Annotated in this window: 9 protein-coding genes and 2 pseudogenes; 5 read left to right on the plus strand and 6 right to left on the minus strand. The window is 47.4% G+C overall.

Annotated features, from left to right (window positions below):
- Positions 1-328: 328 nt before the first annotated feature.
- Positions 329-835, plus strand: a complete 507-nt coding sequence (locus FDW98_RS11400) for a CaiF/GrlA family transcriptional regulator (protein WP_096757069.1) — start codon at positions 329-331, stop codon at positions 833-835.
- Positions 836-940: 105 nt separating this feature from the next.
- On the opposite strand, the gene tam is transcribed toward FDW98_RS11400, so the two are convergent.
- The 5 genes from tam to FDW98_RS11425 all read right to left on the minus strand — a co-directional run bounded on the left by tam (position 941) and on the right by FDW98_RS11425 (position 3,865).
- The gene (gene tam / locus FDW98_RS11405; RefSeq protein ID WP_096757068.1) at positions 941-1,699 is read right to left on the minus strand and encodes a trans-aconitate 2-methyltransferase; all 759 of its coding nucleotides are present in this window, start codon (positions 1,697-1,699) and stop codon (positions 941-943) included.
- 160 nt (positions 1,700-1,859) lie between these two features.
- On the minus strand, positions 1,860-2,027 hold the full coding sequence (locus FDW98_RS11410; RefSeq protein ID WP_226794639.1) for a hypothetical protein: 168 nt from the start codon (positions 2,025-2,027) through the stop codon (positions 1,860-1,862).
- A 439-nt stretch (positions 2,028-2,466) separates the two neighbouring features.
- Positions 2,467-3,147: a heavy metal response regulator transcription factor gene (locus FDW98_RS11415; RefSeq protein ID WP_096757067.1), complete on the minus strand. Its 681-nt coding sequence runs from the start codon at positions 3,145-3,147 to the stop codon at positions 2,467-2,469.
- 14 nt (positions 3,148-3,161) lie between these two features.
- Entirely contained in the window at positions 3,162-3,560 is a 399-nt protein-coding gene (locus FDW98_RS11420) for an aldo/keto reductase (RefSeq protein WP_226794636.1), read from the minus strand.
- 50 nt (positions 3,561-3,610) lie between these two features.
- Entirely contained in the window at positions 3,611-3,865 is a 255-nt protein-coding gene (locus FDW98_RS11425) for a hypothetical protein (protein ID WP_096757066.1), read from the minus strand.
- Between the two features lie 564 nt (positions 3,866-4,429).
- On the opposite strand from FDW98_RS11425, the gene FDW98_RS23635 reads away from it, so the two are divergent.
- Together FDW98_RS23635 and FDW98_RS23405 are read left to right on the plus strand one after the other, a co-directional pair.
- Positions 4,430-4,861: a hypothetical protein gene (locus FDW98_RS23635; RefSeq protein ID WP_226794634.1), complete on the plus strand. Its 432-nt coding sequence runs from the start codon at positions 4,430-4,432 to the stop codon at positions 4,859-4,861.
- A 51-nt stretch (positions 4,862-4,912) separates the two neighbouring features.
- Entirely contained in the window at positions 4,913-5,071 is a 159-nt protein-coding gene (locus FDW98_RS23405; RefSeq protein ID WP_170975203.1) for a hypothetical protein, read from the plus strand.
- On the opposite strand, the pseudogene FDW98_RS11440 reads toward FDW98_RS23405, so the two are convergent.
- Positions 5,006-5,158: pseudogene (locus tag FDW98_RS11440) on the minus strand (recombinase family protein); the annotation flags it as partial. The gene FDW98_RS23405 and the pseudogene FDW98_RS11440 overlap by 66 nt on opposite strands.
- Positions 5,159-5,397: 239 nt before the next feature.
- Here FDW98_RS11440 and FDW98_RS23410 point away from each other — a divergent pair.
- The gene (locus FDW98_RS23410; protein WP_096757065.1) at positions 5,398-6,027 is read left to right on the plus strand and encodes a hypothetical protein; all 630 of its coding nucleotides are present in this window, start codon (positions 5,398-5,400) and stop codon (positions 6,025-6,027) included.
- Positions 6,028-6,032: 5 nt separating this feature from the next.
- A pseudogene (locus FDW98_RS11445) lies at positions 6,033-6,311 on the plus strand (IS3 family transposase); the annotation flags it as partial.
- Positions 6,312-6,544: the final 233 nt, after the last annotated feature.

The following is a 6,544-nucleotide window of genomic DNA, read 5'->3' on the forward strand; positions in this document are numbered from 1 at the left end:
GCCACTATCATTCGCGCGCGGAAGAAGTATTAACCAAAAGTGTTAATTCACAAATTGAATAATAATCTTACGGTGTGAAAATATACCAACAGGCGTGTTACAAGGTTATTTCATCTAACAAAAAGACAGTGCTTAAGATCAATTAATTCCTGCGTGCTATCATGTAAAAAAAGTAATAACTCGTCGAATCGCTAATATCTCTTTATTGTTCATCTTAAAATCAACACTGCATTAACCCATGAGATATATTTCATTCCCGCTTTTTACAATAAAGCATTTGACGTTGCTTACCCTCTTTTTATGAATAGTGAATAAACAGGTTAATTTTATGATAAATCAGTCAAATAGGGCAGGTGAACAAGCCCGACAAAAGCACCATGGTCATTTTCATATTCCAGACGAGATCCGCCATCTTGGTGATATGTCGCTTTATAGAGCGGTAGCCTGGTGGGGTTTTCTGCGTAAAACTGAGTTTACTCGGGATGATGTTAGCCAGGCGTTTCAGATAGATTTGAGACGTTCCAGTGGCATACTTAGCTATATTTGTCATCGACATGGGTATGATGATATCACATTTGAAATGCGTAAAATCCCAGTACAGGGTGGTTGTTGTCAACTTGCCGTACGAATTATCAAGGTAGCAACGTCCCCGACATCGGTAAGAAAACCAGAAAAATGCAGCAATACCAGAAAGGATGTGAAAACAAACAATCAACTGGACCAGCTTATGGCCCGTTGGATGTTATCAAGGCCGGCTGGTAATAATGCAACACAATTGGAAGCATGGAAAGCGGGGTGCCCAATTTATGATAATATCAAATTCACCGAAGAGTAATTGTTGAATAGTCACCATTCGAAATAAAATAATACCAGCTAAATACTATTTCTATTTACCCACATTAGCCTCTGCAATGAAAGGCCAATGCAGGTATAAGGGGGGTTAAAAATCGCGTCTGGCAACAATAAACAAACGTGGAAATGACAGCAAGATTTTGCCGTTTTCCTGCAGCGGATATTGCTCTTGCAGAAGTTCATGGTAGCGCGCCAGATACTTTCGTTGCTCACTTTCGCTCAGATCCTGCAACCAGGGACGTAACCCCGTAGCACTGACCCAGTCGATTATCGATTGATGTGAATCCATAATGTGATAATAGGTCGTGCGCCAGATATCAACGTCGCAGCCAGCATCCGTCAAAATATCATAATAGGCATGCACACCGGGAAGTGACGCACGCCCCCGATCGGGATAATCCTGTTCATAGGCGACCTCTCGCATCAACACATGCGTCGGCTCCAGCCAGTTATCCGGCATTTGTACAGCCAGTACGCCGTTACGCTTCAACTGAGAGACAAGATACGGGAACAATTCATAGTGGTCCGGTACCCACTGCAATGACGCATTCGCATAAAGCAGATCAAGAGGTTGCTCAGCCTGGAACGCGCTGATATCGACTTCTACAAAGTGGCAGTTTGGTAATGCAGCGCGCGCCTCGTTGAGCATATTCGGGGATGAATCCACGCCTGTAATTTTGGCTGTAGGCCAGCGCTGATGCAGCAATGCCGTACTGTTGCCCGGGCCACACCCCAGATCGGCGACTAAACGGACATTTTCTAAGGCTACTCTGCCCAATAATTCTGCTGCGGGTCTTGAGCGTTCGCTGCCGTATTGCAGATAAAGTGCAGGGTTCCAGTCGGCCATGTAGCTATCTCCTGTGTAAGATGAGATCGTATTCAATCTTCACGTTAAGCGTACGACATTATGGTCAGATTTTGTTTATTTCTGGGATAGTTAATCAGTAGAGCAGAGCATTTATCACCCTCCCTGAACGGGAGGGCTTTCGCTGGGGGAAAGAGAGTTATTATCCACGACCGACATACGGCATGTTGTTAGCCATAATCGTGATTTCCAACACGTTAGTCGTGACGGGCAGCTGCGCCATCATTTGAATGGCAGCGGCTACATCGTCCACATTCATCATATCTTCGGCTTTAATTGAACCGTCAGCCTGATAAACACCTTTTCTCATACGGTTTGACAGCGTGGTTTCAGCATTACCCTGTAGCTGTTTCCTGCTAAGGAGAGCAGGAGGAATAATCCTGTTTTCGGTACAGCGTTTGAACCTAAAAAGCGTTCTATTGCCTGACTATGGGTTTAATTAGCCCATAAGAGTTATGTGGTTTATGGCAGTATAAAAACCGTAACGCAGAGTGACTTCGTGCATTAGTCCGAATCAATGGCGAAATTCTCACGCATATGCCCGGATGAAATTTGCGCAGATCACACGGGCCTTTGACAAATGATGTCAGAGAGGAAATTTCTGTGCGGTAGCTCACAAGCCGGCTTATTTGCTGAAGTGAGAAGGGCGCGGTAAAGTGCTTAACTTATGGATTAAGTGATGATGCCAACATGATGATAAGGAATAAAATTATGCTCGAGACATGCTTAGGCATGCTTATCCCTTTCATTTATTCGGACCGGACTTCGAGGACATACCCCATGCCACGAACGGTATGAAATAGCTTGACGTCGAATGGCGCATCCACTTTGGCTCTAAGTCGTTTAATGGCCACTTCAACCACGTTGGCGTCGCTGTCAAAATTCATGTCCCATATCTGCTCAGCTATCATCATCTTTGACAGAATCTCTCCCTGATGTCGGGCCAGAAGGCTCAACAGGGAAAACTCTTTTGCGGTCAGTTCCAGCCGTGTTCCGCCACGAAATACCCGGCGAGCCAGCAGGTCGAGATGCAGATCGTGAATTTGCAGTTGGGTGATGTCTGCGCCATCCGTAGCGCGGCGACGTACCAGCGCCTGAATACGCGCCACCAGTTCAATAAGCGAAAAGGGCTTGGGCAGATAATCATCCGCGCCAAGACGAAGCCCTTTGACGCGTTCATCGACCGAGCCGCGTGCCGAGAGCATCAGCACCGGCGTCTGTTTGGCTGCTCGCACACCCTCAAGTACCCGGTAGCCATCTATCCCCGGCAGCATCACATCCAGTATTATCGCGTCGTAGTCGAACTCTAGCGCGTAATGAAGACCTTCAGCGCCATCTGCAGAGACATCTACCGTAAATCCGGACTCGCTCAACGCACGGTTGAGATAGGTTGACGTTTTTTCTTCATCTTCGACTAACAACAGGCGCATAACGGGACTTCCTCTTAACTTTTCATCGGTGCTTCAACATCGGAATAAACCTGCACGGCATCCGGCAGACGTTGCCCCTGGATAGTGATGGCGTCCAGTGAGCGGGTGAGTTCGGTCATCTCGGCGAGAGTCAGCGACACGCTGGTAGCCGCTGTGTTTTGCAGCATATGGTCTTTATTGGTGGTGCCAGGGATGGGAACAATCCAGGGTTTACGCGCCAGGAGCCATGCCAGCGCAATTTGTCCCGGGGCGGCATTTTTTCTTATTGCCCAGGATTTCAGTAGTTCAACCAGATGTAAGTTGTGTGGCAAGTTTTCAGGCGCGAAACGCGTTTCCGTCGCGCGGAAATAGGGCGCCAGCGGTGGGATGCCGCGCAGCGTGGATAACCCGCTAATCGCATTGAGGATATCCACGGCATGGCTGACTACACAAAAAAAGCCCCGCGTCAATGCGGGGCTGATGTTTATTGCTTGTCTTTTTCTAGTGCATTACAAATGCGGAACAGAAACTCGTTATTTTTAAACGAAATCATTATCAGTTCAAATGAAATGCGAGTAATAACTAAAACAAGAATACTTAAACCACTGGCGCTAAAATTACCGTTAAATGCAAATATAACAGCAGCGATAATATAAATAATAGTTAATACCCAGTAAGCGGCGACGAGTATTTTTGGTGTTATTAAAGTACCAAATGTTGCAAACTCTTTAAAAGCCATAATCAATCCCTTTGAAATATTAAAAGTGCGGTCATCATACACCTACGCACACCACCTATAGCAAATATTTTTTAAAGCATCATGTCTAGTATATAAACACATTTAAATTGATTCGTTAATTAAATATGACGGCAATCAGCAACGGCGGGTTAAACCCCCACAAAGTAACACTGCAATATTGTCACCGAATCCGGGCTTGCCATCACCTTTGATGCCAAGACGAGCGAGGGCACGGTTACACACGCGCAGGTCATGCCAGGTGCAACGCTAAAATACGAACCGATAACCGGTGAATTATGTCTGACCGCTGCCAGTGTAGGTGGCAAGTGTGAATGCAAAACGATTTCAGACGATAAATAATTCGCCTGCATAAAGAGGACATCGGGTCACGTGTTCAGATTATCCAGGAGATCAACGAGTTAATCCTAGCCGGTGAAATCGAAGTCGCAAAAGGAATGCTGCGCACGCTGATTAAGGTCACGTGCGGTTATCCAGCGATTTCAGACGAGGTCGGCAGGAATTCAAAATCAATTATGCGCATGTTGTCGCCGGATGTGGATCCGGGTGTCAAAGCGTTTATGCCTGTTGTCAGAGCTGCAGAGCGTCAGTCTGAGAAAGCAGCGGCCCGGGCAAAAATCCATTAAGTCAGAAACCGTCACGACGAACCGCCCACAATGGCCGGTTTTTTTATGTCTGCGTGGTGTGCTGCGTGAAATCGTGTGCAGGATTGCTGGTGAAAATCTGCAGAATTCCGCTCAGCAGCGTGCTCTGCAGACCCAGGCCGCGCTGGGTGCGCTTCGCGCTGAGGAGGGTGGTATGCCTGAGACCTCCGGCTATCGCCCTGAGCCGCAGACGCTGACCATCAGTGTGTGCGATGAGGAGAATAACTGCACCCGCAGTACAGTGCCGTCAGCCAGGTCTGATGTGCAGCCTCCTCACCATCACACCGGCGTGGTGGCTGAGCCGCTGTCCTCCGGCAGTGTGAAAAAACGTTAATCCGCCATGTTCTGATAATCACCAGCGTGCGCCGCACCTCAGTATTCAGGAGTGTACACACCAGACACGGCCTCTGCACCGGAGCAGGCCGGCCTGACGTTTCGTCTGGAAACCTTTGAGTGGCAGGTGCATCAGGGCCTTAAAGCTGACAATCCGCAGCTCGTGTTGCTCGATCTGCTTTTTAAGCGTCATCCAGTCACTGTTACTTAGTCGGGTCAGACGCTCTATCTGCTCGACCAGCAAGATATCATTGCGGTGACTGTCCATCAGTAGACGTCCCAGTTCCGGATGGTCAAGTTATCCAAACTGACCCCTCACAGTGTCTGTGGCGGTCTCAGCCCGGAACAATTTGAAAAACAGAACCTCGCTTAGGGCCGTGTCCACATTACGCGGGTAGGATCAACCAGCCCACCGCCGTAAATATAGTTTAATACATCATAAATAAGAATATTCAAGTTTTATCGTCAATAGAGATATGATATTTATTGCTAAAAACTAGAAAATTCTTTCAGCACTTACGAGGATAATATACAAACATGGGACTTTTTTCATGGTTTAAAAAACCGAAAAACACGCCAGCAGATTCGGTTCCAGTCAATGATACCTCATTGCGCTACGATTTAATCGTTCCAATGCTCTCAGGCCAGTCCTGGATGGACAGCAACAAAGAGATCTTATCGAAGATACCCGATCTTCCGGCTGATAATTGGCCTATAGCTATTCCGTATACTGATGGTCTGTTTATCACTTATGCTATCGACCCAGGCCCGGGCTGGGAAATAGTCAGTGCTGCCCATGGTTTTTGCAATCACGATGAGCTATTTCCAATTGCGATCAAAAACCTTCGAAATCGAGGTGATATTCATATTGAAGGAGGGAACGGTCGGTTTCGCCTGACTGTACCGGAAGAACGAACTCTCAGCGCTTCGGTTGTTCTGGATTTGAGCCGTTGGCGTCATGCGATCCCAATATCGGGTGACCTGGTTATAGCGGTCCCCACTCGTATCGAGGTGCTACTGTGTGCTGCTGACGATAAATCTAGCGTGTCTGAACTTACCGATATGGCAAAATCGCGTTTCGAAGCAGCAGAGGGAAAACCCATTTCACCTAACCTCTATTATCTCAGCTCCATGGGTTTGTCGCCGCTAAATAGCTGCGCGGAATGATCCCGAAAGCTTTAAAACCAGCCTTTAAGCGGAGGCTGGTCATTCTCATCTGATAACGACATTCGGACTCAGTATCCGTCAGGACTGCCGGAGTTTGAACCTGAGCAGAACGGTTTACCATTACTGCCGAATACCACGCGTGATGAACCCGTTTTTGCCGCCCTGCAGACGGTGGTTGAGGATACCCACGATACGGTTTTACATAGTTCTTCCAGGTGCTGCGACGGCAGGGATACCCGTGGAATCACAAAAGGCTCCACCGCATTTACTGTCAGCCGAAGCTGAAAATAGGGGTCAGTTTGGATATCGAAAATTATTGTACGTTAAGGTCGTTTTTTGACCTTCCTACTTTAGCTGGCCTCAGCCAACGAAACTTTAAAAGGATATTTACAGGAACAAGGTCTGGTGATGAATATTGATTTCAGTTTAATTCGCAGCGCCCCCAAAAGCCGTAACGATAGCTTTGAAGCCCTCGCCGTACAGCTATTCCAATTTAAGTAGACTGAAGGAATACTTG

The sequence above is a fragment of the Citrobacter sp. wls711 genome (genome assembly GCF_005281055.1).
In the GTDB taxonomy this organism is placed as follows: Bacteria; Pseudomonadota; Gammaproteobacteria; order Enterobacterales; family Enterobacteriaceae; genus Citrobacter; species Citrobacter gillenii.